Source organism: Bradyrhizobium sp. 187 (assembly GCF_023101005.1).
Classification (GTDB): domain Bacteria; phylum Pseudomonadota; class Alphaproteobacteria; order Rhizobiales; family Xanthobacteraceae; genus Bradyrhizobium; species Bradyrhizobium canariense_D.
In genome coordinates this window covers 3,637,375-3,661,087 of record NZ_CP064693.1, presented here as the reverse complement: position 1 = coordinate 3,661,087, position 23,713 = coordinate 3,637,375, and the positions used below count along the sequence as shown (strand labels likewise).

General features: G+C 61.5%; 35 protein-coding genes, 2 tRNA genes and 2 pseudogenes. 18 read left to right on the top strand and 21 right to left on the bottom strand.

Annotated features, from left to right (window positions below; genetic code table 11):
* Window positions 1-765 precede the first annotated feature (765 nt).
* The 3 genes and pseudogenes from IVB19_RS40675 to IVB19_RS17470 form a co-directional block, all read right to left on the bottom strand.
* Window positions 766-1,311 carry a hypothetical protein gene (locus IVB19_RS40675; RefSeq protein WP_524536756.1) on the bottom strand — a complete coding sequence of 182 codons (546 nt, stop codon included), beginning with the start codon at window positions 1,309-1,311 and terminating at the stop codon, window positions 766-768.
* Window positions 1,238-1,453: pseudogene (locus IVB19_RS40670) on the bottom strand (DUF1236 domain-containing protein); the annotation flags it as partial. The pseudogene IVB19_RS40670 and the gene IVB19_RS40675, both read right to left, overlap by 74 nt.
* Before the next feature lie 115 nt (window positions 1,454-1,568).
* Entirely contained in the window at window positions 1,569-2,117 is a 549-nt protein-coding gene (locus IVB19_RS17470; RefSeq protein WP_247821605.1) for a hypothetical protein, read from the bottom strand.
* Between the two features lie 1,045 nt (window positions 2,118-3,162).
* On the opposite strand from IVB19_RS17470, the pseudogene IVB19_RS17465 reads away from it, so the two are divergent.
* From IVB19_RS17465 to IVB19_RS17455, 3 genes and pseudogenes are all read left to right on the top strand, one after another.
* Window positions 3,163-4,528: pseudogene (locus tag IVB19_RS17465) on the top strand (IS1182 family transposase).
* Window positions 4,529-4,684: 156 nt separating this feature from the next.
* The gene (locus tag IVB19_RS17460; RefSeq protein WP_247821604.1) at window positions 4,685-5,656 is read left to right on the top strand and encodes a hypothetical protein; all 972 of its coding nucleotides are present in this window, start codon (window positions 4,685-4,687) and stop codon (window positions 5,654-5,656) included.
* A gap of 1,639 nt (window positions 5,657-7,295) precedes the next feature.
* Complete coding sequence (locus tag IVB19_RS17455) at window positions 7,296-7,592, top strand: hypothetical protein (protein ID WP_247821603.1); 297 nt, start codon at window positions 7,296-7,298, stop codon at window positions 7,590-7,592.
* Between the two features lie 142 nt (window positions 7,593-7,734).
* Here the strand turns inward: IVB19_RS17455 and IVB19_RS17450 are convergent.
* The 4 genes from IVB19_RS17450 to IVB19_RS17435 form a co-directional block, all read right to left on the bottom strand.
* Window positions 7,735-7,811: transfer RNA gene (locus IVB19_RS17450), tRNA-Pro, on the bottom strand.
* Between the two features lie 111 nt (window positions 7,812-7,922).
* On the bottom strand, window positions 7,923-8,408 hold the full coding sequence (locus IVB19_RS17445; RefSeq protein WP_018457758.1) for a DUF192 domain-containing protein: 486 nt from the start codon (window positions 8,406-8,408) through the stop codon (window positions 7,923-7,925).
* Between the two features lie 111 nt (window positions 8,409-8,519).
* Window positions 8,520-9,152, bottom strand: a complete 633-nt coding sequence (locus IVB19_RS17440; protein ID WP_018457757.1) for a cold-shock protein — start codon at window positions 9,150-9,152, stop codon at window positions 8,520-8,522.
* A gap of 198 nt (window positions 9,153-9,350) precedes the next feature.
* Window positions 9,351-10,112 carry an SIR2 family NAD-dependent protein deacylase gene (locus tag IVB19_RS17435; RefSeq protein WP_018457756.1) on the bottom strand — a complete coding sequence of 254 codons (762 nt, stop codon included), beginning with the start codon at window positions 10,110-10,112 and terminating at the stop codon, window positions 9,351-9,353.
* A gap of 274 nt (window positions 10,113-10,386) precedes the next feature.
* On the opposite strand from IVB19_RS17435, the gene IVB19_RS17430 reads away from it, so the two are divergent.
* Window positions 10,387-10,551 (top strand): hypothetical protein, encoded by a 165-nt coding sequence (locus tag IVB19_RS17430; protein WP_018457755.1) that lies wholly within the window; start codon window positions 10,387-10,389, stop codon window positions 10,549-10,551.
* 67 nt (window positions 10,552-10,618) lie between these two features.
* Here IVB19_RS17430 and IVB19_RS17425 read toward each other — a convergent pair whose 3' ends face one another.
* A complete protein-coding gene (locus IVB19_RS17425; RefSeq protein ID WP_026233439.1) occupies window positions 10,619-10,912 on the bottom strand; it encodes a hypothetical protein in 294 nt (97 codons plus the stop codon).
* A 278-nt stretch (window positions 10,913-11,190) separates the two neighbouring features.
* Here IVB19_RS17425 and IVB19_RS17420 point away from each other — a divergent pair, with 278 nt between their 5' ends.
* Window positions 11,191-11,421, top strand: coding sequence for a hypothetical protein (locus IVB19_RS17420; protein ID WP_026233438.1), 231 nt, complete (start codon window positions 11,191-11,193; stop codon window positions 11,419-11,421).
* A gap of 78 nt (window positions 11,422-11,499) precedes the next feature.
* Entirely contained in the window at window positions 11,500-11,625 is a 126-nt protein-coding gene (locus IVB19_RS40240; RefSeq protein ID WP_256464728.1) for a hypothetical protein, read from the top strand.
* Here IVB19_RS40240 and IVB19_RS17415 read toward each other — a convergent pair.
* The 4 genes from IVB19_RS17415 to IVB19_RS17405 all read right to left on the bottom strand — a co-directional run bounded on the left by IVB19_RS17415 (window position 11,622) and on the right by IVB19_RS17405 (window position 13,135).
* Complete coding sequence (locus tag IVB19_RS17415) at window positions 11,622-11,819, bottom strand: hypothetical protein (RefSeq protein WP_247405207.1); 198 nt, start codon at window positions 11,817-11,819, stop codon at window positions 11,622-11,624. The two genes, IVB19_RS40240 and IVB19_RS17415, sit on opposite strands and share 4 nt — an antisense overlap.
* A 195-nt stretch (window positions 11,820-12,014) precedes the next feature.
* Window positions 12,015-12,395, bottom strand: coding sequence for a hypothetical protein (locus IVB19_RS17410; protein WP_018454367.1), 381 nt, complete (start codon window positions 12,393-12,395; stop codon window positions 12,015-12,017).
* 211 nt (window positions 12,396-12,606) lie between these two features.
* On the bottom strand, window positions 12,607-12,735 hold the full coding sequence (locus IVB19_RS40235; RefSeq protein WP_018454369.1) for a hypothetical protein: 129 nt from the start codon (window positions 12,733-12,735) through the stop codon (window positions 12,607-12,609).
* A 250-nt stretch (window positions 12,736-12,985) separates the two neighbouring features.
* On the bottom strand, window positions 12,986-13,135 hold the full coding sequence (locus tag IVB19_RS17405) for a hypothetical protein (protein WP_018454370.1): 150 nt from the start codon (window positions 13,133-13,135) through the stop codon (window positions 12,986-12,988).
* A 287-nt stretch (window positions 13,136-13,422) separates the two neighbouring features.
* Here IVB19_RS17405 and IVB19_RS17400 point away from each other — a divergent pair, with 287 nt between their 5' ends.
* Window positions 13,423-13,650, top strand: a complete 228-nt coding sequence (locus IVB19_RS17400) for a hypothetical protein (RefSeq protein WP_018454371.1) — start codon at window positions 13,423-13,425, stop codon at window positions 13,648-13,650.
* A 252-nt stretch (window positions 13,651-13,902) separates the two neighbouring features.
* On the opposite strand, the gene IVB19_RS17395 is transcribed toward IVB19_RS17400, so the two are convergent.
* Window positions 13,903-14,079 (bottom strand): DUF2934 domain-containing protein, encoded by a 177-nt coding sequence (locus IVB19_RS17395; RefSeq protein ID WP_247821602.1) that lies wholly within the window; start codon window positions 14,077-14,079, stop codon window positions 13,903-13,905.
* 136 nt (window positions 14,080-14,215) lie between these two features.
* Window positions 14,216-14,512 (bottom strand): HU family DNA-binding protein, encoded by a 297-nt coding sequence (locus IVB19_RS17390; RefSeq protein ID WP_007591377.1) that lies wholly within the window; start codon window positions 14,510-14,512, stop codon window positions 14,216-14,218.
* Window positions 14,513-14,920: 408 nt separating this feature from the next.
* On the opposite strand from IVB19_RS17390, the gene IVB19_RS17385 reads away from it, so the two are divergent.
* From IVB19_RS17385 to IVB19_RS17365, 5 genes are all read left to right on the top strand, one after another.
* Window positions 14,921-15,106 (top strand): hypothetical protein, encoded by a 186-nt coding sequence (locus IVB19_RS17385; protein ID WP_007591378.1) that lies wholly within the window; start codon window positions 14,921-14,923, stop codon window positions 15,104-15,106.
* A gap of 245 nt (window positions 15,107-15,351) precedes the next feature.
* Window positions 15,352-15,654, top strand: coding sequence for a hypothetical protein (locus IVB19_RS17380; protein WP_018454373.1), 303 nt, complete (start codon window positions 15,352-15,354; stop codon window positions 15,652-15,654).
* Window positions 15,655-15,829: 175 nt separating this feature from the next.
* A complete protein-coding gene (locus IVB19_RS17375; protein WP_247338023.1) occupies window positions 15,830-16,102 on the top strand; it encodes a hypothetical protein in 273 nt (90 codons plus the stop codon).
* 169 nt (window positions 16,103-16,271) lie between these two features.
* A complete protein-coding gene (locus IVB19_RS17370; RefSeq protein WP_007610124.1) occupies window positions 16,272-16,448 on the top strand; it encodes a hypothetical protein in 177 nt (58 codons plus the stop codon).
* Window positions 16,449-16,668: 220 nt separating this feature from the next.
* Window positions 16,669-17,178, top strand: coding sequence for a hypothetical protein (locus IVB19_RS17365; protein ID WP_018454375.1), 510 nt, complete (start codon window positions 16,669-16,671; stop codon window positions 17,176-17,178).
* A 22-nt stretch (window positions 17,179-17,200) separates the two neighbouring features.
* Here the strand turns inward: IVB19_RS17365 and IVB19_RS17360 are convergent, their stop codons facing one another.
* Both IVB19_RS17360 and IVB19_RS17355 read right to left on the bottom strand, forming a co-directional pair.
* On the bottom strand, window positions 17,201-17,581 hold the full coding sequence (locus IVB19_RS17360; RefSeq protein ID WP_018454376.1) for a hypothetical protein: 381 nt from the start codon (window positions 17,579-17,581) through the stop codon (window positions 17,201-17,203).
* A 168-nt stretch (window positions 17,582-17,749) separates the two neighbouring features.
* The gene (locus tag IVB19_RS17355) at window positions 17,750-17,965 is read right to left on the bottom strand and encodes a hypothetical protein (RefSeq protein WP_018454377.1); all 216 of its coding nucleotides are present in this window, start codon (window positions 17,963-17,965) and stop codon (window positions 17,750-17,752) included.
* 160 nt (window positions 17,966-18,125) lie between these two features.
* Here IVB19_RS17355 and IVB19_RS17350 point away from each other — a divergent pair, with 160 nt between their 5' ends.
* Window positions 18,126-18,341 carry a DUF3072 domain-containing protein gene (locus IVB19_RS17350; RefSeq protein ID WP_026232720.1) on the top strand — a complete coding sequence of 72 codons (216 nt, stop codon included), beginning with the start codon at window positions 18,126-18,128 and terminating at the stop codon, window positions 18,339-18,341.
* A 628-nt stretch (window positions 18,342-18,969) separates the two neighbouring features.
* Here the strand turns inward: IVB19_RS17350 and IVB19_RS17345 are convergent.
* Entirely contained in the window at window positions 18,970-19,239 is a 270-nt protein-coding gene (locus tag IVB19_RS17345; RefSeq protein ID WP_018454380.1) for a hypothetical protein, read from the bottom strand.
* A gap of 5 nt (window positions 19,240-19,244) precedes the next feature.
* On the bottom strand, window positions 19,245-19,487 hold the full coding sequence (locus IVB19_RS17340) for a hypothetical protein (protein ID WP_247821601.1): 243 nt from the start codon (window positions 19,485-19,487) through the stop codon (window positions 19,245-19,247).
* Between the two features lie 246 nt (window positions 19,488-19,733).
* On the opposite strand from IVB19_RS17340, the gene IVB19_RS17335 reads away from it, so the two are divergent.
* The 3 genes from IVB19_RS17335 (at window position 19,734) to IVB19_RS17325 (ending at window position 21,745) form a co-directional block, all read left to right on the top strand.
* Window positions 19,734-20,132 carry a VOC family protein gene (locus IVB19_RS17335; protein WP_018454382.1) on the top strand — a complete coding sequence of 133 codons (399 nt, stop codon included), beginning with the start codon at window positions 19,734-19,736 and terminating at the stop codon, window positions 20,130-20,132.
* Window positions 20,133-20,360: 228 nt separating this feature from the next.
* A complete protein-coding gene (locus IVB19_RS17330; RefSeq protein WP_247338024.1) occupies window positions 20,361-20,813 on the top strand; it encodes a VOC family protein in 453 nt (150 codons plus the stop codon).
* A gap of 293 nt (window positions 20,814-21,106) precedes the next feature.
* Window positions 21,107-21,745 (top strand): glutathione S-transferase family protein, encoded by a 639-nt coding sequence (locus IVB19_RS17325; protein WP_247338025.1) that lies wholly within the window; start codon window positions 21,107-21,109, stop codon window positions 21,743-21,745.
* 109 nt (window positions 21,746-21,854) lie between these two features.
* On the opposite strand, the gene IVB19_RS17320 is transcribed toward IVB19_RS17325, so the two are convergent.
* From IVB19_RS17320 to IVB19_RS17310, 3 genes are read right to left on the bottom strand one after another with little or no spacing between them, the layout of a single operon-like run.
* Window positions 21,855-22,022 carry a hypothetical protein gene (locus tag IVB19_RS17320; protein WP_018454385.1) on the bottom strand — a complete coding sequence of 56 codons (168 nt, stop codon included), beginning with the start codon at window positions 22,020-22,022 and terminating at the stop codon, window positions 21,855-21,857.
* Window positions 22,023-22,028: 6 nt separating this feature from the next.
* Window positions 22,029-22,274, bottom strand: coding sequence for a hypothetical protein (locus IVB19_RS17315; protein ID WP_018454386.1), 246 nt, complete (start codon window positions 22,272-22,274; stop codon window positions 22,029-22,031).
* 58 nt (window positions 22,275-22,332) lie between these two features.
* Entirely contained in the window at window positions 22,333-22,587 is a 255-nt protein-coding gene (locus tag IVB19_RS17310; protein WP_007591415.1) for a PilZ domain-containing protein, read from the bottom strand.
* A 224-nt stretch (window positions 22,588-22,811) separates the two neighbouring features.
* Here IVB19_RS17310 and IVB19_RS17305 point away from each other — a divergent pair.
* Both IVB19_RS17305 and IVB19_RS17300 read left to right on the top strand, forming a co-directional pair.
* Window positions 22,812-22,886: transfer RNA gene (locus tag IVB19_RS17305), tRNA-Glu, on the top strand.
* A gap of 99 nt (window positions 22,887-22,985) precedes the next feature.
* Window positions 22,986-23,633, top strand: coding sequence for a hypothetical protein (locus IVB19_RS17300; protein ID WP_018454387.1), 648 nt, complete (start codon window positions 22,986-22,988; stop codon window positions 23,631-23,633).
* The last annotated feature ends 80 nt before the right edge of the window (window positions 23,634-23,713 follow it).

Below are 23,713 nucleotides of genomic sequence, written 5' to 3'. Positions count from 1 at the left end.
CGCGACGCCGGAGCCCATGCCGCCGATTGTATCGCCAACCAGTGTCCGCGCCGGCGCGTCCGTGTACGGCCTGGCCATGTGATCGAGCACACGCCCGACGGGCGTCTCCGAGCGCGTTGTCGCAGCGGCGACGCTCGGCGCTCGAGCCGCGAGCATAGCGCCAGTGCCGACGGCCTGGGTGCCGAACCGGTTGACGTCGTAGGCGAGCTTCTCGGCCGTCGACATGGTCGCCGGGTCGATACCCGGGAGCACGGAGGTTGCCTTCTCGAGCAGCTTCGACGCCGGGATCGCGGGCGCTATGCTCGTACCGAGCAGCTTGTTAATGCCCCCGGTAACGAGGTTCTGCGCGCCGGCCGCAAGGTCGAACGGTCCAGTGACGATGTCCCCGATGCCCTTGCCGACGCCTTGGGCGCCGACGGTGAAATCGCGCACCGCGCCGCCGACGCTGCTCGGAAGCAGCGAGGCGGGCCGGTCGATCCGCTGCGGCGTTTCGGGGGAGACGTAGAGCCGGCCGCTCTGCGCGGCGTTCTGTGCGCCCAAGCCGGGCGTGGGGGCAGCCGCCGGCGCTGCGGCGGGTTGCGCCGGAACGCTTGCGAGCGCGCGCTGAATGTCCGCCGGCGTGAAGTCGTCGGGGAATTCGTGCTGCTGACCTTCGAAATCGATGATCTGCGGCATTTTACTTCCTCCCACATCGCGCGGGTTTTATCCGCGAGCTTGGCTCGCAGATCCTGAGAGCCTCGGCGTTTGGTTCGATCCGGCCGCTCATCAAAATGAAAACGTTCCGCTAGAGGTGAACGTGTGGATTGTGTTGCCGCCGGAACTCGTAACGGTGCCGCCGGTCGCGCGCTGCGCGCCCGGGTAACTGATGACGACGACACCTTTGCCGCCGTTGCCGCCGTTGAAGGTCCCGCTCGAGCCGCTGCCGCGGCTCGCACCGGCACCGCCCCCGCCTAGACCGTCCGTACCGGTCCCGCCATTGCCGCCACCTACGGATGCCGAACCGCCACCGCCACTTCCGCCCGTGCCGGAGGTCGAGCTCTCGCAACCGCCACCGCCACCGCCACCGTACGTAACGGCCGAGCCGCTGATCGAATTTGAAACGCCACTGCCACCGTTACCTGACGTCGCACCGGATGCGCCTGCACCCCCGGCACCGCCACCACCACCGGATCGCCGCGGCGCTGATACGCTGCCCGCGCCACCTGCGGACCCTTGCCCCCTGTCCCGGACCCGCCCGACGTGCCCGTCCCTTCGCCCCCACCGCCGCCGCCAGAGCCCCGGTGACGCCGTTTCCAGCCGTCGCCCCGCCACCGCCGCCGCCGGTAGCGGTGTGGGCGTTGAACGTCGAATCTCCACCGTTGCCACCCGCCGCGGCTGTCGTTGCGCCTACGCCGGCGGCCCCGACCGAGACAGAATAGCTGCCTTGAACGAGAACGTCAGCGCCGGTAAGCACACCCCGCCGCCGCCGCCGCCACTGTCTGCGCTCCCGCCGCCACCGCCGCCGCCGCCTACCAGAAACCAGGAAATCGGCAAGGTTGGCCGGGCGGCCATAATCTGAAACAGGGCCGTCATGTCAGTCCCGAGCCCGAAATCATCCACTTCGTCGCCGTGATCTTCACCGCAGTTGCCATGCCGTTCGCGGCGAGCGTTCGGCTGCCGGTCGACCCCGAGCCGGCCTGCACCAGCGTGTCCGACGTGATCGCGATAGTGACGGTGTTGATCTCGTTGACGAACGTCAAAGCGCTGCCGATCGGGTAAGCGACATTGGCGTTGCTGTCGATCGTGAACGTCCGCGAGTTGTTGTCGGCGGCAGGATGCAAAATGTGCTTCTGCGCGTCGGTGAGGATCGTGGTGTACGCCGCCGACTTGATGACCTGCGGAATACCGCTGAAAGATTGTGCCTGAGTTGCCGATGCCGCAGCGTTCGTGGCTGATGTCGCGGCCCCGGTCGCCGAGGCCGACCCGGCGCTCGCGCTGTTCGAGGCGTTGGTAGCGGAGGTTGACGCCGAAGTCGCGCTGGAAAACGCGTTTGTCGCCGACGCCGCGGCGGCTACCGCCGAGGCATCGACCGCGTCAATCTGGTCGAGGATTTCCTGGACCGCCGTGGCGTCGCCCATACCGGCCTTGACGGCGTTCGACAGCTGGTCCGCTCCGATCGCGCCGTTGGTGATCTGGCCGTCAGACCGAATTGACTTCTTCAGAAAGTCGATCGTCTCTTGATGCGACAACGCGACCTGATTGAGATCTGCGTGCACCGACGTAGCTGGCAACGGCCGGGACGGGTTGGCGTTCTGGTACGAAACGTAGTCGTATTGGCGCGTGTATTTGGTTGGGTAAGACATCTGCCGCCGGCGGGGTGAGAGGAAGAGCGCGGGATTGCGCGGTGGGTGCCGTCGGCGAAGCGGCGTAGACGTCCGTGAGCTGTATTATGACTCTGGAGTAGTAAGCGGAAGGTTACTCCTCAAAGCTGCGAGCTCGCCCGCCACTTGTTAGGTTATCGTGAGCTGGCTCCAGCAACTACTTTAGCCCGCGCGACTTTTCCGTCGTGGGACCGGACTGCGCCGCTCTCGACCTAGCGGCTCAAAGTGGACTTGTTGACCCCGATCTTCCGGGCCGCCTCGCTGATCGAAATCAGCGCCAAGGGCGTTGCATCAGGCGATCGTTGCATCAGATTTGCCCCCGCAGCTAGCGACTTTTTGGGGCCGGGCCACCGGTTTCGCTTTGCGGCTGGGGAGGACCCGCCGGCACATCGGTGGAATGTGGGGACTGCGAGCAGCGCGAGCACTTGACGACGACGTCGCGAGCTACACTCAGCCTGTGGTTGCTGATTCGAAGCTCCCACGCCTCTTCTCCAGCAATTTCAAAGGAAGGCAATTGTAATGGCAAAAGGTGGTTCGAAGATCATCCGGCGCAGCTCTGAGAGCGGGAAATTCGTCAGCAAAGAGCAAGTCAAACGCAATCCTCGCACAACAGAGACTGAACACCGCCCGTCAAAGTCGACCAAGAAGCCGAAGAGGTAGTGGATCGACGCCAACCAGCGTTGAACTGCCCTGCCCCCAGTCCTGGAGTCCGATAATGGCCGATTTTGTTGCAAAAGTCGGTTGAGACAAGTCACGAACCGTGATTCCGTTGTGTTGACGCGAATCTCGGCGAGGTCGATCCATGATGGGCCGTCTGAAGAGTGACCAAGGTCAACTGTTCTACGAGTTTCGTCTTGGCGACGCGATACCCGAAGATCATCTGGTGCGGAAGATCGATGCTGCTCTCGATCTGTCCTGGCTTCGCGGTGAACTAGCATCTCACTATTCGTCGATGGGGCGCCCGTCGATTGATCCGGAACTGATGATCCGGATGCTGGTCGTGGGGTATGTCTTTGCGATCCGCTCGGAACGGCTGATCTGCCGTGAAGTGCAGGTGAACCTCGCCTATCGCTGGTTCTGCAAGCTTGGTATCGAGGACGCTGTCCCGGATCATTCGGCATTTTCGCGCGCCCGCAACGAGCGCTTCCGTGATGGAGATGTTCTCCGCCGCGTGTTCGAACGGATTGTCGAGACATGCATTGCCGCCGGTCTGGTTGGTGGCGAAGGATTTGCAGTCGATGCGAGCCTGATTGCGGCCGACGCGAACAAGCAGCGCTCGATCGCAGGTCAGGACTGGCGCAGGGATCGCGATCCGGCCAGGTCCAGCCGCGCGGTGAAGGAGTATTTGGCAACCCTCGACGATCCGGCGTGGGCGCCGCCAGCGATGTCATCCCGAAGTTTGTCTCGCCATCCGATCCGGCAGCGCAGTGGACCGGCGCTCACAAGGGGCCGGCATTCTTCGCGTACTCCGACAACTATCTCATCGACGTGAAGTTCGGCGTCATCGTGGATGTCGAGGCCTCCCGCGCCATTCGCCAGGCCGAGGTCGGTGCAGCAAAACCATGATCGAACGAACCGAGGAGCGCTTTGGTCTCAAGCCAGAGCGACTTGTCGGGGATACCGCTTACGGAGCGGCTCCGATGCTGAACTGGCTGGTCGAGGAGAAGGGCATCGCGCCGCATATCCCTGTGTTCGATAAGTCGAAGCGGGATGATGGCACCTCGCGGAGCGACTTTCGATATGACCCAACCGGGGACGTTTACCACCGCCCGGGTGGTAAGCGGCTTGGGACGAGCGGTACCGTGCACGAGGGCAAGACCCTTCTGTATCGTGCCAGCAAGCTCGACTGCGATGTATGCCCGCTCAAACCGCAGTGCTGCCCAAAGGAACCATCACGCAAGATCCCGCGCGATATCCATGAGCATGCCCGAGACGTTGCCCGGTCGTTCGCTGGCACCGAGGGCTTCGAGCTCTCTCGGCGTCAGCGCAAGAAGATCGAGATGAGGTTCGCACACTTGAAGCGCATCCTGAAGCTTGGTCGGCTCCGATTGCGAGGCCCGCAAGGTGCCCAGGATGAGTTTGTTCTAGCCGCCATCGCTCAGAATCTGAGGCGGTTTGCATCGCTGGTCGCACGACCGCCGCCGGCTCAGGTTCTGCGCATCGCGTAGCGTAGCGTCAAAGTTGCGTAAAATGCGTCAGGGCCAGCGCTTCAAAGCGCGGCTCAACAAAAGGCCCAGCGGCCAAATCCATTGCAGCCAACTTTTGCAACAAAATCAGCCCTTAACGGACTCCAGCCGGCTGACCGATTAGAAGAAGTAGGCACTATGCGCGGAGTTTTCGGGTGGGCAATGAGGAGGGTCTCCGACATCTTGTTCGGAAGCTTTCTCACCCTTTTTATCGGCTGGTGCTTTCGTCGACTTGGAAGGTTCTCCTACCTCCTGGGCGAGAACGCAGTCGTGGGATCCATTGACGACGAGATCGCGAAGCACCTCGGCTTAACCGCACCGGCGGTGATCTCGTTTCTGTGGGACTGGTGCGTGCCGCCGGCGCTCGCGATCGCTGCCATTTGGGCATATCACCTCATCAAAGAACCCGACTTGGACTACCCCAATAGGAGACGCAAATTGCTCGGATTGTCGCTGGCAACTCTCGGAGGAGTTCTCCTTTTGGCAGGCGTAGGACTTCTCTTAAACGTAGGCTCAAGAGACGAAGCAACAGCAACTGGAGACAGAAAAGGAAGTTCCAGTGCTCCGGAGATCGCATCCACTCGGACGAACTCAATTCTAAAGAAAAACAGATATTACTCCGCAAAAAACAAGGAAGAGCTGGCGGCGCGCCTCGACAGGATTTCAGAGGCGATCAACAAAGTCGATACAGAGGCACTGAAGCGGGCCGAGCTAGCGCTACTCCCGCGATTTTTGGCGAGGCCTGCCGGGGAAGCCCGCGACAATATCGAAAAACTGGACCAGGTCGAGACCGCTGCTCAGAAGATGGACTTCTCACTGTACGGCGACATGCTCCAAAACGAGCGCGATTATCGCGAAGAAATCAACGAACTCCTCTTTCCAAGGGATCCGCTCAATGACTTCGTCGCCGCAGCAAAGGCATATCGAAATAGCATCACGGTTTGGATGAAGGTTGGAAGCAATATCGCTGATGACGAAACGAGCCGAAGTTTTCGAGAGATGGTCACAGCTTCCTTGGGCTCCTTTAGCAAAGCGAAGAACGGCTTTGTTGAGTGGTTGTCCCAAAGGCAAGAATTGGTCAATAAAGCTAGATCGGAACTGCGTTCATGATTCCGCGACGTTGGGGGTTGCGGCTTCGCGGACGCCTTTCTCCCCGTCTGGAGTCAACGGTTTGAAGGCCGATGTCCGCTGGGACGGCGACAAGGTGATGAAGCGTTTTTGAGCGCGTCGCGTAGCGCAGCCTCGAAACGCTCTTGAGCTTTCCTGTCATTGTACTGCTCAGAGTCTTTGCTCATGCGAGGTGCACCATGCAAATCACGGGTTCCATTGATGTCCCGGTCGCGAAGGAAGTAAACGAAGCATCCGACCGAGGCGCGGCCATCTTAGCAACATCTTGGGTCGATGACTATTTGACCGCTGCGATCAAATCCAAGCTCTTGGACGACGAGAATACGACGAGCAAGCTTTTCAAGCCATCCGGCCCCTTGGGGGGTTTGGAGTCAGAATAGAATCGGTTTCCTGTTGAAGATGTATGGCAAGCAATCGCGGGACGACATGAGACAACTCGCGACTGTTCGCAATCGCTTTGCGCACTGGTCTCAGACCATTGATTTTGGCACCAAAGAAATACGAAAATTTGCGAAAGCCTTACACTTATGGACCGGGTGTTCACCGTGGTACCTGGTCATGCGCCACGTAACCGGCCCTTCCCAAAAGAGGTTGCCCGGCTCGTGTTTCTGGAGCATTGCGGAGCAGTTGTAACCTTCCTGAACCGGATCAAGGCTCAGAACGTCCAAGACGCGCACACCAGGTGGTGACCATCGCCCTGCAGGAAGGACGAATACCCCGGCCCACGCTTCCCACTGCTGCTCACCATGAAAGCAAAATGGAGTACCGCGGCATCACCTTCACGATCGCACGGCATCCGGATGGCTCGGGCCGGTGGCGCTGGACCGCGAAACTGAGCGAGCACAGGTATCGGACCGGCAATTCTCCCACTCGTAGAGAGGCTGAAGACGCGGCGGTCAAAGCTATCGATCACGCTCGGCGCAGGGACGGTCCGCCGTCTTGAAGGTGCTGCACTGCCGACCCTGTCGATGACGGCAGCGCGGCACCAGCAGGATGACCTGAACTTTCGAGATTCACAAAATTAGCGAAGCGGCTTTGCAGCCTGGGGACTGCAACGCGCCACCTCCCCCCGAGGGGTGGGTGTCGGGCGCCCTCAGGGTAGCCGTCGCCCAGTTCGCAGCAATCCGTTGCAACGCTGTCGGCTGCGCTCTGGCGTCGGATGTCAGGCGAGCGGCCCACCCGGCACGATAATAGTGGGGTTCTTTTGCGGTCGACTCGCTTACGTGCATGCGCGCTAAGTTTCTGACATCGTTCCAATGTTTGCGCGCGACGCCTCGTACAGGACCAGCATATCCTGTCGGGTAATGCGCGATTTCAAAACCCGACAAAAGCGCTGAAGTCGCTAAATGCGCTAATCGGATCAAGCGCTAAGCCGTCTGGTTTTACGTATTAGACTTTTCCAGACAAAATATTTGTTGCCGATTTTTTCACAGCGCCCATCCTAGTCGCGGGTCGAAAGCCCAACACACTAGCCGATAGCCAATCCGGTGAGCGGCAAATCACATTTCTTGTCCAGGGGCCGCGCGCGTATGTCCAAGGCGCACGCCCAAAGGTGCGCGGGGCCGCCTAGTGTCGGTCATTTCGCCCCTGGACTCGCATCTTGCTCGAAAGGCAAAACACTATGCGCAGCTCAATCGCCCTCCGCACCTCGACAAACTCGAATGACCTCGGCGCCCTGCTCGCTCGCCGCGGGACCGCCGTGATCCTGGCCATCGAGGACGGAAACGCCTTAGTCCGCTGTCAGGTGAGCTCGGCAACCGCCGCGGCGATGCTGGCGCCACTCAAGGGAAACGCCGCCGGTCAATTCCGCCCTCTACCCGGTAACCTGGTCGAAATCGACGCCGCCGTGACCTTGGCTGCTGCGATGAAAATGTTGGAGGCAAAGGCCGCCGCCGAATGCCGACAGCACTTGAACTGAAGAGCGGTCTCGGGGCGGTTTGAAAGCCGCCCGAAAGGCTTAGAAATCGCGCTCGTGCTTCCCCGGTGCTTCCCCGGGGGTAGCGCGGGCGCAATGAACGCAAAAAGGAGAAGAAATGTCGCCGCAGTTTCAGCGGGTTAGTTGGTCGGGGCAGCTGGATTCGAACCAACGACCTGCAGTACCCAAAACTGCCGCGCTACCAGGCTGCGCTATACCCCGAATGTCCGGCGAGCCCCGTCGATACACGCTTCCCAAAGCGCCAGCAAGCCTTCCAAAGGCGCGAGCAAGCTTCCCAAAAGACCGCCAGGACGGGGCAATAAGCCCTCCCGCCTACTTGCTGCCGAACAGCGGGTGGCCCACGCGGTCGCCGGCGCGGATGCCATATTTCTGCGCCGTGCCTGCCACCACCTCCAGAACAGCCCGCGCGGGCCCCCTGGATGAGATGATCTTTGTCGACATCGGCTCGGTATTTTCGGCGATGCGCAGAATTCGGCCGTCGGCGCGAATGAAGATCATGTCGAGCGAGACGTAGGTGTTCTTCATCCACATCGACACCTCCTGCTCGGGATTAAAGTCGAACAGCATGCCTTTGCCGTCCGCCAGTTCCTTACGGTACATCAGGCCAGTCTGCTTCTCTTCCTCCGTCGTCGCGACCTCGACCGAGAACACCTGCACGCCGTTCCTGGTGACGATCTCGAGGGGCTGGAAGCTGGCGGCGCGCACGGGTGCGCTCGCGACGGCACAGCCGGCGATGACAAGGATGGCGGCAAGCCAGCCCTTCGCAAGGGCGAAGACGGCCTTTCGATCGAAATTCATGGATGGCTCTCGAGGCGTGGGACTGGACCAGTCCTTACGTGGCGGTCACCGGAAAAGCCAGAGGCGCGCCGGCCAGCCAGCGCGCCTCTGCTCACGATCGCGGGAATGGAATTAGTGGGACGAAACCGGCGATCCCGTCTCGGGATGGATCTCGGCCGCCATCATGCCCTTGGAGCCGGGCCCGAACCGGACCAGGACATACTGGCCGGGCCGCAACTCGGTCATGCCGAAGCGGCGCAGCGTCTCCATGTGCACGAAGATGTCGGGGGTGCCCTCGCCGCAGGTCAGGAAACCGAAACCGCGCAGCCGGTTGAACCATTTGACCTGAGCCCGCTCCAGCCCGCTGGTCGCCGTCACCGTGACATGGGTGCGCGGCGGCAGCATCTGCGCCGGATGGATCGCAGTCGACTCGTCCATCGAGACCACGCGGAACGCCTGGTAGCCCTTGGCGCGCTGGATGCACTCGACGACGATGCGGGCGCCCTCGTAGGCGGTCTGGAAGCCGTCGCGCCTAAGCACGGTGACGTGCAGGAGCACGTCGGGCCAGCCATTGTCGGGAACGATGAAGCCGTAGCCTTTTGAGGCGTCGAACCATTTGATGACGCCGTGAACCTCGACGAGGTTGGCGCTGCTCTCACCAAGTCCGGTGAACGGACTGAGTGCACTGTCGCGACCGCCACCGCCGTGTTCGCCCACCGCGGGAACTCCGACCTTCTTGGACTCAAATCCGTCCGACGACCCCATAACCCCGGACCCCACACATGCCATGCAACCCGCCTGAATGGCGGCGCCGAATCACGCGTCTTTAGAGAATCTTCTCAACTCGACGCGACGCGAATCTTTCGACTCAAAAGATAACACTCCCGGTTGCGACGCATAGACAAAAAAGAGATTCGGCGGAACCTATGAACAGCTTGCACAGCCGCGAATCAAATTGCTGCCTCAATTACCGACAAAGGGCCCCAGCGTTTCGCCGATGTCGTGGCGGATCACAAGGTCGGCGATGTCGTCCTGCTCGGTTGGCTCGCGATTGACGATCACCAGGCGTGCACCTGATTCCTTCGCCATCATCGGAAAGCCCGCGGCCGGCCATACCACCAGCGAGGAACCGATCGCGATGAAGAGATCGCAGGCTTGCGACAGCGCCGTCGCGCGCTGCATCTCGTCCTCGGGCATTGTCTGGCCGAAGGAGATCGTGGCGGTCTTCACCGGCTCGTCGCACACGGTACAGTTGGGCGCGGCGCCCTCCTCGTCGAAGCGGCGCTTCACCCAATCAAGCGGATAGGCCTGCCCGCATCCAATGCAGCGCGCATACGTGGTGTTGCCGTGAAGTTCGATCACGTGATCGCTTGCGACGCCGGAGGCCTGATGCAGATTGTCGATGTTCTGGGTGATGATCGCGGGAACCTTGCCGGCGCGGTAGAGTGAGGCGAGCGCGCGATGGCCGCGGCCGGGCTTGGCCGCCGCAAAGACCTCCTTCATGGCGAAGCGCCGGCGCCAAGATTCGTCGCGCGCCTCCTGGCTGGCGACGAACTCGTCGAACGGGATCGGGCGGTTGCGCGTCCAAATTCCGCCCGGCGAGCGAAAGTCGGGGATGCCGCATTCGGTCGAGATGCCGGCGCCGGTGAACGGCACGATCCGTTTGGCTTCGGCGATCATGTCGCCAAGACGCTCGACGCCGCTGCGAAGATCCGATGCAATCAACGCCGCCTCCCGTTTTGCTTTTGTTTTACTGATTTGTTTTTGCGCTAGCTGCAACATGCGCAAGCGACAAGATTATTGACGCTGTTCTCCACCGCCACGCAAGACATGGTCGGCAATTTTTTCCGACCCTCGCTTATCACAATCCTGCAATGCCTCCTCCCCATTGACGCCCCAATCAGAAGCGCCAATGCATGTGTTGACGCGACTCAACGTGATTGCGGCGGCAGTGCTTGGGTTCAGTAGGACACATACTCACGTGCAGAGGGGATTTAACATGACCGAGGACGAACAACGCAAAATCCGCGAACGCGAAGAGATCGCCGCCCGTGTCGCCGCCTTCCGTGCCACCCAGGAAAAATTCAAGCGCGAACGTGAAGAGTATTTCGTGTCGACGCTCGACAACGCGCGCAAGGCGGAACGGCCCTCGCTCTGGCCGTAACGACACCGGATCACCGAGCATGAAAAAAGCCCGGAGCATTGCTCCGGGCTTTTCGTTTGTTCAGCCGTTACCAGTGACGGTAATAATGGTGGCGGCGGTAGTATGGTCCATCACCGTAATAAGCGTAGGGACCAGGGCCGTAGGCATAAGCGGGGCCGCCATAGTAGCCATACCGCGGGCCGTAGCCATAGCCGTAAGGATGCGACGCGGCGACGGCGCCCGCGGTGATGGCGCCGGCGGCAAGACCGAACGCGAGGCCCGGACCGATGCCGCGGCCGCGCGCCTCGGCAGGCGAAGGCGCCGCGACCGCGGTCACGCCAACGGCCGCGACGGTAGCCAGAACTGCCAGTGTCTTCCTCATCATGAATCTCCTCCTTCGTATCTCGCGCAGACAACGCCGGCGCGTTGCTATGGTTGCGCGCAAGCCTGTGGAACCGAGTTCGGAATAAATCCGGCCACGCATGGAACGGGCACGCGTTCCGCGAATTGTTTGCTCAAGTGCGGAAGCCTCCGCCGTCCGGTTGAGGCAACAGCACGAAGACCCCGTCAGCATCACCGATGCTGGCGGGGTTTTCAGTTCCACGCACAGCATTGGCAATGCGCCACAATTGCTGCCAGCGGGGAGCCGAGGAGGATAAAGTGCCGATATCCACGTTGCTGGCCCGTATCCGCAGGCTCGTTCCCAGATCCGGAGATCAGCATTACGACGAGATCGTCCGCAGTTTCGGTGTCGGTACGCTGCGCCCGCCGCCGACCCCGATGAGCGACGGCGAACTGGCGCGGGCGATTGCCGAGTTCCTTAAGGAACAGCCGTCGAGCGAGTCCGTAGGCGCCCTCGGCCGGCGGCTCGACCCCACCACCCCACTTTGAGGCGCCGGTCCGCCTTTGTCCGGGAACATGCGCTTCGCGCGCACGTTGGCGTAGCCTTCAAGGAGAAAGGAGGCCGACATGCCCGTTTGGCTCGAAATCCTGCTCAACCTGTCCGGCTATGCCGGCTTCGTGGCGCTCGCCTCACACGGCACCGCGTGCCCAAGCAATTGCGCCGACCATCAGACCTCCACCGACGACCGTTAATTCGTGTGCGGTAGCTGGCCCGCCGTACGCATCAGCCTGTCGGCTTTGACCGCGACACGCGTGTCCTCGAGCTGTGGCCGCAGCGAGACGCTGATCACCACGAAAGCCAGACAAAAGAGCGTGCCGACGATGGCGATGCGCCGGTAGGTGTGGGGGTCGCCCTGATAAAAGGACGGTTCTGAAAAAGGTGTCATGAATTCGTTCTTGGCAAAATTGCTTGTTGGCCAAAGTCGCTTGTTGGCCAAAGTCGGATCGCGTCTTCGCCAGACACCTATCGCAAGTGGCGGCAAGTGCAACGCGATTGCGCTTTTAACCTAACCGAATAGGGTTATCGGCTTCGCGGCAAGCTTCCGTTAGGAGTTCGCCAAGCCTCTTCAGAACAAGCGTCTTCAGAACTCGGCGAGCCGCTTCAGGCTCGCGCGAAAACCGAGGCTGCGATGGCCTGCGACCAGCACGGTGCCGAACACCTCGGCCGTGTCGTCGCTGAACGTCCCGGAGAAGCCGCTCGTTGCCTCCACTCCGCCGAACAGCGGCCGGGCGAAGCCATCCGCAAACGGCGTATGCTGGTTGGTGACAAGCTCGCCCTTCCAGGTCCCGTGCTCCGAAGGGCCGTTGTCCGAATTGCCGTTCCGGATCGTGTAGGCGCCGCGCGACCAGAAATACGGCCCGCCGCCGAGCAGAACGCCGTCACGCAGGATCAGCACGCCGCTGTCGCGGCCCTTCACGCCGTCGAGCATGTGGATGTGGATGGAATAAAGCCCGTTCTTCATGTTGCGTCCGCCGCTGGAGCAACGATAGCGCCGGCGACGGAGAGCGTCGAGACGGTGAAGCGAAGCTTGTGGTGATCCGTCGTCCGGCTTTGTTCCAGCTTCGCCTGCCTTTCGTTCTCGGAGAACGAATCGGAATCGCAGAAACCGGCAGGAAGCAAGTCTTAATATATTGTTCGCATGCAAACGAGCGCCGTCGCCAACGATCGCGCGCTCACATGGCGTCTTCGGACTTCGACCGCGGTGGCACCTGCGGCACCGAGGGCCTGTCGTTGCGCAAGCGCGGGTGCCGGTCGTACCAAAACACTTTTGCGATCTCGGCGAACATCTCGAGCAACAGCACGCATCCATGTCGCGTCTCCCTCGCCTCACTCGTAGCGAGGACAGGCGAACGGGACTGTGCGAAGCATCACGCCGGCTTGGTCAGGAAAGGCGTGTCCCGCATCGACACAGAAGCCACGACTTGTTCTGCATCCGACTCCATTTCGTTCGTAAGGAACGAATCAGAGTCGAAAAACCAGCGCAAAACGATCCCTAACGATCGGTGAAGGCGCGCGCGATTGCCTGTTGTCATCGAGATAGTGCGATGCTCATCACGCCGCTCGCTTCGCCGTATCCTTCGATAGAGCCTTCTCCGAAAAGCATTCGAGGATCTGGATGCGGAGTTCTTCCGCGGCCGGACCATCAAGCTTCCTGAGCTGATTCCAGAGCCTGATCACTTCGCGTTGTTTCTCGACAGTCATGGGCACCTCCAAAGAATGTCGCTGCCAAAAGAGATGCCTCACTAGAACAAAATGGGAACAACAAGTCCAGCCCCTCCCGTGAAATTCGCCGGGCACATCGCCTTGAGCCTTCCGCGCGCCGACGGTTGCTTTTTAGGTTTTCAACCTTAAGTTCGAGCCACGGCGCGGCGGCTAGGCGCTGAAATCCCTTCCCCGCCAGCCAAGAAGGCCCCGTGCGAAAGCGCGGGGTTTTTCTTTTGGGGAACGCGCCACCGCCCTCCCCGTTAGTCATTCCGGAGCGAGGGATCGTGACCAGAAAATACTACGCCGTCGAAGTGGTGCGTCAGATCGAAGAGACCGTGGAGATCATGGTCGAAGCGCCGGATCAGACCGCCGCACATGATGCAGCGCTCGCGCACCTGAAGGCGCGCGGCTCCGAATATCAGTGGCTCAATCCCAAATGCGATCTCATCGTCTGGCGCGAGCGCCAGGTCGATACGCCGGCGATCATCGACGTGTCCGTATCGCCGGACTAGCGGCCGGAACGAGTTTTCCCGGCCCGCGTTGTCAGGTCGAATTCGGTGGTGCTGGCGGCATGTCGCAACGCGGCCGACCAGCTTGAAGAGCCCCGGTCCCCAAGACCGGGGCTTTTCTTTGAGGCGGCCGCACGGAGGCGACTCGATTCGAACGAGGGCCCGAACAGCAAAGCAGCCACCCGGGTGTTATGCCGGGTGGCTGCTTTGAGAACTGTCGACGCTCGCCCCTGTCCGCCTGTTAGACCAGCAAAGTCAGACCGACAAATTGTCGGTCATGCCGGCTGGGACTTCGCCTTGCTTGGTCCGCTCGGCGAGAAGCTCCTTTTCGGCCTCATACCAGAAGGTGTCCATCGTGCCTGCGGGCTCGCCAGCCTCCTTCCAGAGGTGATAGGCCCGATTTCGAATCTCTTCTTCGCTGAGACCAGTCATGTGATTTCTCCCTTTCGGAAGCAAAGCCTGACGACGCCCTAGAGTTCCTTAAGAGAGTTCCTCATTGGTTCAGCACAAGCAAGCAATCATTGCAGCGCTCCGCGAAAAGAAGCCTCCGCAACGAAAACGCGAGCCCTTAGACGGAGTCTTTGGCCACCTTCAGCGGCGAGGCCTTCACCGACTTGCTCGCCGGCTTCGCGGCGAACTGCATCGGCTCCTTGGTGAAGGGATTGACGCCCATGCGGGCTTCGGTCGCCGGCTTGTTCACCACCGACATCTTCACGAAGCCGGGAATGACGAACTCGCCGGACTCGTTGAGCTCCTTGTAGCCGACCGTCGCCATGTACTCGATGACCGACTTCACGTCGTTCTTCGACAGCTGCGTGCCCTCGGCAATTGCATCGATCAACTGAGTCTTCGTCATCTTCGCCATGTCTGAATTTCCTTCTGTGCGCGCGAGCAGGCTTTGCTCAGGACGCGGTCCGACCGCGCAACGCGCTTCTGTTTCATGCCAACTTTCATGAAGTGACGGGGCTTAGAACCCATCGACGCCCAAAACGCAAGCAGGGGTTCTGCGGAGGGCCGGACGCCCCGGCAAAGATGCCGCAGCTTCCGCCGTTTTCGCGTTGAACCATTTTCTCCCCGAGGCGTCTAACTCTTTGAAGTCCCCAAGCTTCACCCCCCATCAGAGAGCCCCGCTTCCCCCAGGCGGGGCTTTCGTCTTTGCCTGGACCCGGCCCCGCACTGCCGATCAGGCTGGCCCCCGAGGTCTGCGCCCGGCCACCCCGGTGACCGTCACAAGGCAGGTTCTCTTTTTCGGCCATCTCCTGCATAATGCGGCATGGCAAAAACAAAAGTGACCTTCAAAACCGTCCGCATTGCAGACAACGACTGGAAAATCCTGGCGGATTACCCGGACAGCGAACAGCGCGAAATCAAGGGCTTCACCAGCAAGGCAGACGCCGACGACTGGATCAATGGCGACCGCAAGATCGCGTGGCTCCGCTCCCAGGGATACGCCAAGTAAACCGCACATGAGTCACGCGCGTATCGCGTGACGCCCGTATGGGTATGAGGCGCGCTCCGTCCCTCCCGCTCCATAGGTTCTTTCCGTGCCGGCGCCTTGCCGAGCAAGCGGCAACGCCCGCGCGTCCTATCGGCTGGACGGGAGCGCCTGGTCGATAAACCTTTGGCTGGGCATGCGCCGTTGAGACTTCGGTAACCTAACGCCTCCAAGCTCCTCTTAGTATCGTTGCGTTGGAGTACCCCACAGTGCTGGATTTTAACGAGCTGCGTGAACTCGCGGCCGATGTTCGCGTGTTCGTCGACATTGCCGAAGACAAGGCCGAAGCGCTTCGCGCCGTCATCACAGCCTATGACGTGGTGCTCGCGATCTTCCCGTCGGGAGAGGGCATGGGTCTCCACGTCATCAAGGGCGGCGAGATCCTGGACAGGATTGCAAACTCACGAACCAATACGAGCTACAGCCACACAGCCATTGCGGTTCCCGACCTGGAGCACGCGGAAGTGCTCAAGCACCTGACGGGCCCGGCCGATCAGCGGCTTGCGGCTTAGAGCGTTTTCAAATTCGCGGGACGAAAACGCGTCACAACAATCTGGAGCAGTTCTGATTCAAGCAGAACCGACAACGCCTCGTTGCAGACGAGAATTTTTGCACTCCAGAACGCCTTGTTTTAGGAACACGGTTTCTGCGCTCCCGTTGGCCCACACAACCAACCAGGAGTTTGAGATGAAGAAGCTCGTCATTGCGACCGCCGCCCTCGGCCTCATGTGCGGCTCTGCCTTGGCCCAGACCCAGACCGGCCCCGCCGCGCAGTCCGACAACATGCAGAAGCCCGGCATGACCAACACGGACAAGGGCACGATGAGCAGCGGCACGACCGGCGTGAGCCATGACGGCATGAGCAAGGGCGAAATGGTGAGGCCCGACGCCTCCGGCCAGGGCGGCTCCGGCCCGGGCAGCGACCAGGGCGGTACCAAGACCCGCAGCAACAAGAAGTAAGCCGGTTTCCTGTACGGCTCGCTTCCCGGCCGCGTCGCTTCCACAAGCGGCGCGGCCATTTCATGAGAAGGGTCTTTGGAACCTGTCGAATGCACTCCTCACAATCGTGCGCGCACCGGAACGGTCAGGTCTTGCCGCGAGTTGCCCCATCTCCAGCAAGGAGATCGTCATGAGCGTTGAAGGTAAAGTGAAGGAAGGCGCCGGATTCATCAAAGAAGAGATGAACGAACACGGCAAGTCCCCCGAGAGCCAGAAGAAGGCCCAGGAAGGTCGCGACTTGCGCAACGAAGGCCGGATCGAAGACGGCAAGCCGCCGAAGACGACGAAGCCGGGCACCGGTCACTAGATCGCGTTCGAAACCCCGTTTGGTGAAAGCCGCCCCTGGTCATGTCAGGGGCGGTTTTTCACGTTCATGACCAGCCGATACGTGCCCATGCGATCTTCCGAAGCTGTGATCCTCCGAAGGTGCAGTCCTACAAAAATAGCCGGAGGCTCGAAGCATGCAGGGCGATGGCTGGTAGAACGCTCCGGCTGTTGTATGGTCGAACGTTTCTTGTGAGGGGCTGATGAAGATTGCCATTGTTGTCGCCGGCTTGATCGTTGTTGTTGCCGCCGTTCTCGTGGCGGTACAGCCCGGCTTTCTAAAGCCTGCGTCTATGGCACTCGTGAAGAAGTCCGACATCCTCGGCTTTTCGCCAGGGATGACATTCGACGAAACCAACAAGCTCGTCACGCAACGTCGCTACCGCTGCCGTCAGATTCGCGATTCCTACGTCCTGGAGTGCGCAGTCGACGGCGCCAAGGTCACGATCTTTGCCGACGACGTTGACCCTGGGAATCCTGATCCCAAACATCGCATCTGGCGCGTCATTGCGGAGTTGAACAATCCGGGTCCCCAAGACGCTGCCGTCAAATCGATCTCCGACCAGTTCAACGCCCAGCCAACCAGGGACTCCCGGGACGGATGGATATGGACTGTCGGCCGTGGGCTCAAGCTGAGCTACGACGGCGCCGCCTTGAAGCTGGTGGACGAGGCTGAGGAAATCAGGCGTGGCAAGCAGGAAGCAAAGCGCTAGGGAGCGCGACGCCGGGTGCCCTTCAGTGACGAAACCGGTTGACGGCCAACAGCGGCAGCCATGATCCCAGCACCATGCAGATCGCAATGGCTGCGACTAGGACGTATTTCAGGGGATGTTGCGAGGACGCGAGCGAACCTTCGAGGTGAAGGTATGGCAGCATCGCCTCCACGGCCATCCCGATCAGGGCAACCGCAACCAGCCCGCCAACCGCCGAAGCGAACAGGTTGACGATCCATCCGATCGCGCCGCGCTCGTTCGACCAAGCCTCGTAGATCGCGACAGCCAGCATCACGAGCACAAAGACCAGCATGAAGCTCATCGAGCCGCCGACGCTCGCCTTCGACCCGAAGATTTCCACCAGCAGCATGGCCGCCACCGCGAGCAGTGTGATCGCCTTCACGACTTTCCTCTTTGGTGTCTCAGCACATAGGCCGCGAAGCCAATTCCGATGCCGAGCAGGCTTTGCAGCATGGCGGTTGGTCGCGCCGGGCTTCGCCGGGGTTCAACAAATTGCACTCGGAGAACTGCAGGACCGCCGCGCAGTGACGACCGAAGGCCGGGGACCGATCTATGCAGCTTGCCTATTGGAAAGCCGCTCGAACGCCGTGATGGCCCGGTTGGCCAGCATGAGGCGTCTGTGCTCGCCCTTGCGGACCATCTCTTCGACGGCGGCCGAGAGAAAGCGGCTGGTGAACGGCGCGTCGCTGACTTGTCCGGTGCGCTCCAGATAATCCCAGGCGATCTGCACGGAATGTTCGATGAGATGGGACAGGTTCTCGCTCATGCAGAACCTACGCTTGGCGGGAGCGCTTGTTCCGCGCTGGCCAGTAGGTCGGTTCTTCATGGCAGATCTCGAGACGTTCAATTTCCGCACGTTTTCGACTGACGAACAAATGAGGAACGACAAGCGCGCGCCGACGTTAGGTGGAAAAGGAGAGATCGCGATGGCTGACAAGACAGCTGACAACACCGGGGACAACACACAAAAGGATCCGAAGGATTGGGTTTCCGGCGACGACCCGATGACCGGCGCCCAGGAATCCTACCTCAAGACCCTCGCCGAGCAGGCGCACAAGCCCCTCCCCAAGAAGGATCTGACCAAGGCAGAGGCGTCAGAGCTGATCGACACGATGCGGCAAAAGGCCGGGCTCGAGAAGTAGACAGCGGGCATGTACGCCCCGTCCCTGCGAGACGGAAGAACATGACTCACCGATGATCAGAAGTGTCGCGGGAAGGTTGCAGGCGTTCGGCCAACGCTGCATTCACAAACGTTGAGCGCGCTGCATTTCGTCGGGCACAGACAGCGTCGATTGAGCGCACGATCCCGCAATGTCGATTCCACAACTTCAATGCCGGGATCGCGGCCTGTCGCTTTGCGAGCCGGGCACTCATCCTGCTTTGCCTTGCTTCACGTCATGTACGATGTCACCGATGGTGCTTCCCACGACAATCGCGGCAACAACAGGCCAACCGGCGGCTACCATAAGGATGGCCCCGTAGCGCATGTCTTCGCCGGGCCGTTTGTAACTGTCTCGGCCCGAGAACAGGAGCACCGCGATCAGGCAGCCAACTGCGTATCGTCTAAACCATTTCACGACGAGAGACCTTCGTTTACGGGCATTCGTCGCCTCGAACTCCGTCGTGGTTCATGATGTCGGCCGTCCGGCCGCTCGCCGGCAGGCGAAATTTCAGACGATCATGCAAGGCGCGTCAGGCGCCTTGCATGACCTGCTGCCGCTCATTTTCTTGAGCGCGCTGAGCATCGGCTCCGCGCCGAGCTCAGTTCTGTCACTTCGGCAGATCGCGGATTGCCAGCTTGATGACTGTAAGGACAACGAAAGCGGGCGCCCCGTAAACGATGGCGTTCACGGCCCAAGTGATGGCGACGCCCAAGAAAACGGAACTGCCGACAGCTCCCCAGAAAAGGTAAGCTGCGGATATACCCGGCATCTCCCATGCCATCACAGGGGTGGAGTAGTCGGTTAGCTGCTCCATGACGAGCAGCACCGTCGAGACGAGGGCCCCGATTGCCAGTGCGACGGTGAGAACGGATTTCATTGTCTTCAAAGGCCCAACAGCGCCATCACGATCGGAATCATAAAAAAGGCTGCCAGGCCGAGGAGGCCTCCTACGGCAATCTTCACCCAACGCCGTTGAATTTTCGGCTCGAGCCATGTCGCCAGTTTGACCCAGAGCGCATACGCCCATCCGGCAACAATCGAGCGGATAAGTGCAAACAGAAGCTCGCCTAGAATATTGGCCATAGCGGTTAGTCGCGTCAGTTTCGCGGGGAGTTCATCTGCCAACGGCTAAACAACCCCGTGTCCCCCGTGAGTGAGGTGGCCCAGTTCTGCGATTTGCGTCACGTTCTGAGGACCCGGTTAGCGCTGTGGGGCTTCGTGAAGGGCTCGTTTTCTAGCGCTTGAGCAATGCCATCGCCATTCACGGCGCGCTCGGCGCGGCATCGTGACTGCTGACATCAGGGTGGCAGCAGCGGTGTGCGACGAGCCCCGCGATGCCGCTCAAATCTGCGGTCAACCAAAGGACATGCCATGAAGTTCGCCTCCACTCGCCTGATCGCTACTGACATCAAAATCATGGTTTCGTTCTACGAAATGGTGACCGGATGTTCCGCCGAATGGCTCGCGCCGGTGTTCGCCAAGATCGTGACGCCGGGCGCCAACCTCGCAATCGGCGCAGCCGAGACGGTCACGCTCTGGAAAGAAAACAGTGCCGAGCCCGGCGCGAACCGCACCGCCGTGATCGAGTTTCAGGTTGAAGACATCGATGCGGATTATCAGCGCCTGAAAGACAAGGTTACGCTGGTGCACGAGTTGAAAACGATGCCATGGGGCAACAGGACGTTCCAGTTTCGCGACCCCGAAGGCACGGCGGTATCGCTCTTCATGCCGCCGATCGAGCAGGCCGGACACCGCCTCGCGGCGCAATAGGTCGCGGCAGCAGACCGCCCCGCACACACAGCCAATGGCGCGTGTGCGGCACTGGATTTTCGGTGAGAGTGCATTGAAATTTCGCCGGCTGATTTACTTCATCAGCCGGCTTCACCCTCATGCACATGTGCACCCGCCCCCTGCCCCTCCCCGGATTTTCCTGCTATCTCCTACTCCCTTCGGCTCGGCCGAACCAAAAACCCTCCATCCACCCAGGGAGCAACAACCATGCGATACCTCCACACCATGCTGCGCGTGCGCAATCTCGATGTCGCGCTGAAGTTTTACCAGGATGCGCTGGGGCTGAAGGAGGTTCGGCGGATCGAGAACGACAAGGGGCGTTTCACGCTGGTGTTCCTGTGCTCGTCGGACGATCTCGAGGCGCTGAAGAAGCAGCCGCAGACGCGCGGCGCGCCGCTGGTCGAGCTCACCTGGAATTGGGACGAGGAAAAATACGGCGAGGATCGCTTCTTCGGCCATCTCGCCTATGAAGTCGACGACATCTACGCGACCTGCGAGAAGCTGATGAAGGCCGACGTCACCATCAACCGTCCGCCGCGCGACGGCAACATGGCCTTCGTCCGCTCGCCGGATTTGCACTCGATCGAGCTGTTGCAGAAGGGCGATCCGAAGCCGCCGCAGGAGCCGTGGTCGTCGATGCCCAACATCGGCCATTGGTAGGCCTTTTTGCCGGAACCAGCCCCTCTCCTAAGCGTTCTCTCTTCGACAATGCAATTGGAGGAGGACGCGATGGGACGCGGAATTTTGTTGTGGATGCTGGGCGTGCCGATCCCGGTGATCATCTTGCTGTGGCTGTTCTTCGGCCGCTGATCGCCTGACCAGGCTTTGCCTTGCAATGAAAGCTCCGCCTCGGGCGGAGCTTTTTGCATGCGAGGATCGGCGCAATCGCGCGTCGCCCGCCGCAGTGGATTCCGCTATCACCTGCGCCGAAAGAAACGCCTGGGGAGGATGACGTGCCGGACCAAAAGCTGACGATCTGGGGCCGCGCCAATTCGGTCAACGTGCAGAAGGTGCTGTGGTGCCTCGCCGAGCTCGGCCTGGCTTACGAGCGCATCGACGCCGGCATGGCGTTCGGCAAGACCCGCGAGGCCGACTATCTCGCGATGAACCCCAATGCGCGGATCCCGACGCTGGTTGAGGGCGACTTCACGCTGTGGGAATCCAATTCGATCATGCGCTATTTCTGCCTCGCGCATGGGCGCGGCACGCCGATCTATCCCGAGGCGCCGAGGCTGCGCGCCAGCGTCGACCGCTGGCTCGACTGGACGCTGTCGATGGTGCAGCCGGTCGACCGCCCGGTGTTCTGGGGCATCGTGCGCACGCCGCCCGCCGAGCGCGAGATGATCCAGGTGCAAAAGGATGCCGATGCCGCCGCCGAGGTCTGGGCCATCGCGGACCGCCTGCTCTCCACGCGTCCGTTCATGGACGGCGATGCGTTCACGCTCGCCGACATCGCGGTTGGCGCCTATGCGCGGCGCTGGCTCGGCGTCGAGGGCATCACCCGGCCCGCGCAGCCGCATCTGACGCGCTGGCTCGCCGAACTCGGCAAACGGCCCGGTTTTGCGCAATTTGTGGCACCGCCGATGTCGTGAGCGGTGGCGCGGCTTAAAGTCCGTTACGAGCACGATGAATCGGCATTTTGCCGCGCGGCGCCGGGAGATGGCGGCTACTGTGCATGGGGTTGTTTTCGCGTTTTTTTGTTTAGGGCCAGCCGCGCTCGAACAGCAGCACGCAGAAAATCAGCACGAGCGTGACCGCCGCGGTGCCCAGCCGCGCAGTCCAGCTCAGGCCGCGGCCGACCCACCACAGCAGCGCGCAATACATCACGAACGGGACGATGATCTCGGGCCGCATGATGTCCGGCGGCATGGGGGCTCAGCGCCTGACCGTGGTCTCGACGCTGATCGAGCCGCCGATCTTGACGCAGGTGCCGGTGCTCTCGACCAGATGGAAGCCGCGGCCATAGGCGGCGCAGGAGCCCGCTTTCGCGCTCCCGCCGGCACCGTTCAGCGGCAAGGCCTTGCCGGCCTGTGGGCGCTCCGGAGGCGGCAGACGCAAGGCTTCCGCCGCGGCCGCGGCCGTCGTCAGCAACGAGATCAGGATGAGGAGCGGCGCACGCATGCAGGCCGTTCTAGCCCGGACCGGCGTCGCGCGCCATCGGGGTCGCTTTGCCCGGGGATCAGATGAACTTGATGCCGGCCGATTTGCCGCGGCGCCACACCACCTGGCAGCTCCGCCCGGTCCGCGCATCGCGCGCGAACGCCATCCGGATCACGCCCGGGAGCTGGCTCGCATCCTCGTCCAGCGTGATCTTGGCGCCCGTGGCGGAGATGTCCTGGACCAGGCATTGCCGCGCTGCGAATCCGCCGTCGAGCGTGATCCAGGCATGCTGCGACAGCGACTTGCGGGCTGCGCGCTTCTTGGGCGGTGGCATCGGCTTAAATTCTCCCAGTCCAGCGCTAGCTCAGGGAACCTAAGAAACCGTTGAATTCGGCCGACCGATCCTTGGGTGGGATGCTATCCACCGGTGCCAAAAGACCGTTCCCGAACGGCTTGCCCAGGGCGCCAAAGGCCATTATAGGTTCGCCCGCTGCAGCCGCCGGGCATGACTCGGGCGGCCAGCGGCCGTGCCGCGAAAAGCGGCGGGGCCCTGGGTTTGCTCCCTTCGTCTATCGGTTAGGACGCCACCCTTTCACGGTGGAGAGAGCGGTTCGATTCCGCTAGGGAGCGCCATCATCCGCCGTTGGATGACAGGGCGAAATCTGCCGCCCCGCATGAACCTCCCCGCCCCTCGCCTCCGACCAAGGTCCAGATGGAACTGGATGCAGGCCGATGGCGCAGCACAAATCTCCCTCGGACGACCAGGCCGGGATTGCCTCGCCGACGCCTCCGCCATGGATCCACCGCACGGCAGCCTACGTGCCGGAGCGGCGCGCCAGAATGCTGGAGCACATGGCGCGCGCCAGATCGCGGCCTCGGGCAACGACTGCGTCGGAGCCGTCGCATACGGCAGGCACGACCATTCTCGCTGACGCCTGCGGCTACGCCGTCCTGTTCGGCATCATCGCGCTGCTGTTTCAGTCGCGCGTTCCTCTCTACCTCGGCGCGTTTCTCTTCTTCACCGATGGCGAGCGCATCGAACTCGCTCTTGCAAAGATCGGCATCCGTCTCGAGCTTGGTACGATCGGGCCCGACATCATCAAGGGCTTCGTATCCCTGTTCGGATGGTTCGCGCTGCTGGCATCGCTGAAAGCGTCCGTCCCCGCCTGGCTCGCGACATGGATGCTTCCAGACACATCGTGGTCCTTGCTCGCCGGAATCGCTCTTTTGTTCGCCATCGTCGAAGCATTCGCAACGCGCGCGATGCAGCATGCATTGCCGTGGTTCGGATTTGAGAGGCGACCGAGCGGCCTGGCCTGCGCGACGATCAAGCTCGCTATGGCCCTTGGCGTGCTGGCTCTGCTGGTGCTGCTCGGATGACGCGATCGTGAGGTCACGGGCCTGACAATCGCGGCGCTATGCCGCCCGCCCCGATCTGCGCATTTACCGGAAATTTACCC

Coding starts and splice junctions, on each gene's coding strand:
- IVB19_RS17470 (WP_247821605.1), bottom strand. CDS start 2,117: ATGGGCGACGCCACGGCGGTCCAGGAAATCCTCGACCAGATTGACGCG.
- IVB19_RS17460 (WP_247821604.1), top strand. CDS start 4,685: ATGCGCGGAGTTTTCGGGTGGGCAATGAGGAGGGTCTCCGACATCTTG.
- IVB19_RS17455 (WP_247821603.1), top strand. CDS start 7,296: ATGCGCAGCTCAATCGCCCTCCGCACCTCGACAAACTCGAATGACCTC.
- IVB19_RS17445 (WP_018457758.1), bottom strand. CDS start 8,408: ATGAATTTCGATCGAAAGGCCGTCTTCGCCCTTGCGAAGGGCTGGCTT.
- IVB19_RS17440 (WP_018457757.1), bottom strand. CDS start 9,152: ATGGGGTCGTCGGACGGATTTGAGTCCAAGAAGGTCGGAGTTCCCGCG.
- IVB19_RS17430 (WP_018457755.1), top strand. CDS start 10,387: ATGACCGAGGACGAACAACGCAAAATCCGCGAACGCGAAGAGATCGCC.
- IVB19_RS17425 (WP_026233439.1), bottom strand. CDS start 10,912: ATGAGGAAGACACTGGCAGTTCTGGCTACCGTCGCGGCCGTTGGCGTG.
- IVB19_RS40240 (WP_256464728.1), top strand. CDS start 11,500: ATGCCCGTTTGGCTCGAAATCCTGCTCAACCTGTCCGGCTATGCCGGC.
- IVB19_RS17415 (WP_247405207.1), bottom strand. CDS start 11,819: ATGACACCTTTTTCAGAACCGTCCTTTTATCAGGGCGACCCCCACACC.
- IVB19_RS17410 (WP_018454367.1), bottom strand. CDS start 12,395: ATGAAGAACGGGCTTTATTCCATCCACATCCACATGCTCGACGGCGTG.
- IVB19_RS17405 (WP_018454370.1), bottom strand. CDS start 13,135: ATGACTGTCGAGAAACAACGCGAAGTGATCAGGCTCTGGAATCAGCTC.
- IVB19_RS17395 (WP_247821602.1), bottom strand. CDS start 14,079: ATGACTGGTCTCAGCGAAGAAGAGATTCGAAATCGGGCCTATCACCTC.
- IVB19_RS17390 (WP_007591377.1), bottom strand. CDS start 14,512: ATGGCGAAGATGACGAAGACTCAGTTGATCGATGCAATTGCCGAGGGC.
- IVB19_RS17385 (WP_007591378.1), top strand. CDS start 14,921: ATGGCAAAAACAAAAGTGACCTTCAAAACCGTCCGCATTGCAGACAAC.
- IVB19_RS17375 (WP_247338023.1), top strand. CDS start 15,830: ATGAAGAAGCTCGTCATTGCGACCGCCGCCCTCGGCCTCATGTGCGGC.
- IVB19_RS17370 (WP_007610124.1), top strand. CDS start 16,272: ATGAGCGTTGAAGGTAAAGTGAAGGAAGGCGCCGGATTCATCAAAGAA.
- IVB19_RS17365 (WP_018454375.1), top strand. CDS start 16,669: ATGAAGATTGCCATTGTTGTCGCCGGCTTGATCGTTGTTGTTGCCGCC.
- IVB19_RS17355 (WP_018454377.1), bottom strand. CDS start 17,965: ATGAGCGAGAACCTGTCCCATCTCATCGAACATTCCGTGCAGATCGCC.
- IVB19_RS17350 (WP_026232720.1), top strand. CDS start 18,126: ATGGCTGACAAGACAGCTGACAACACCGGGGACAACACACAAAAGGAT.
- IVB19_RS17345 (WP_018454380.1), bottom strand. CDS start 19,239: ATGAAATCCGTTCTCACCGTCGCACTGGCAATCGGGGCCCTCGTCTCG.
- IVB19_RS17335 (WP_018454382.1), top strand. CDS start 19,734: ATGAAGTTCGCCTCCACTCGCCTGATCGCTACTGACATCAAAATCATG.
- IVB19_RS17330 (WP_247338024.1), top strand. CDS start 20,361: ATGCGATACCTCCACACCATGCTGCGCGTGCGCAATCTCGATGTCGCG.
- IVB19_RS17320 (WP_018454385.1), bottom strand. CDS start 22,022: ATGCCGCCGGACATCATGCGGCCCGAGATCATCGTCCCGTTCGTGATG.
- IVB19_RS17315 (WP_018454386.1), bottom strand. CDS start 22,274: ATGCGTGCGCCGCTCCTCATCCTGATCTCGTTGCTGACGACGGCCGCG.
- IVB19_RS17310 (WP_007591415.1), bottom strand. CDS start 22,587: ATGCCACCGCCCAAGAAGCGCGCAGCCCGCAAGTCGCTGTCGCAGCAT.
- IVB19_RS17300 (WP_018454387.1), top strand. CDS start 22,986: ATGGCGCAGCACAAATCTCCCTCGGACGACCAGGCCGGGATTGCCTCG.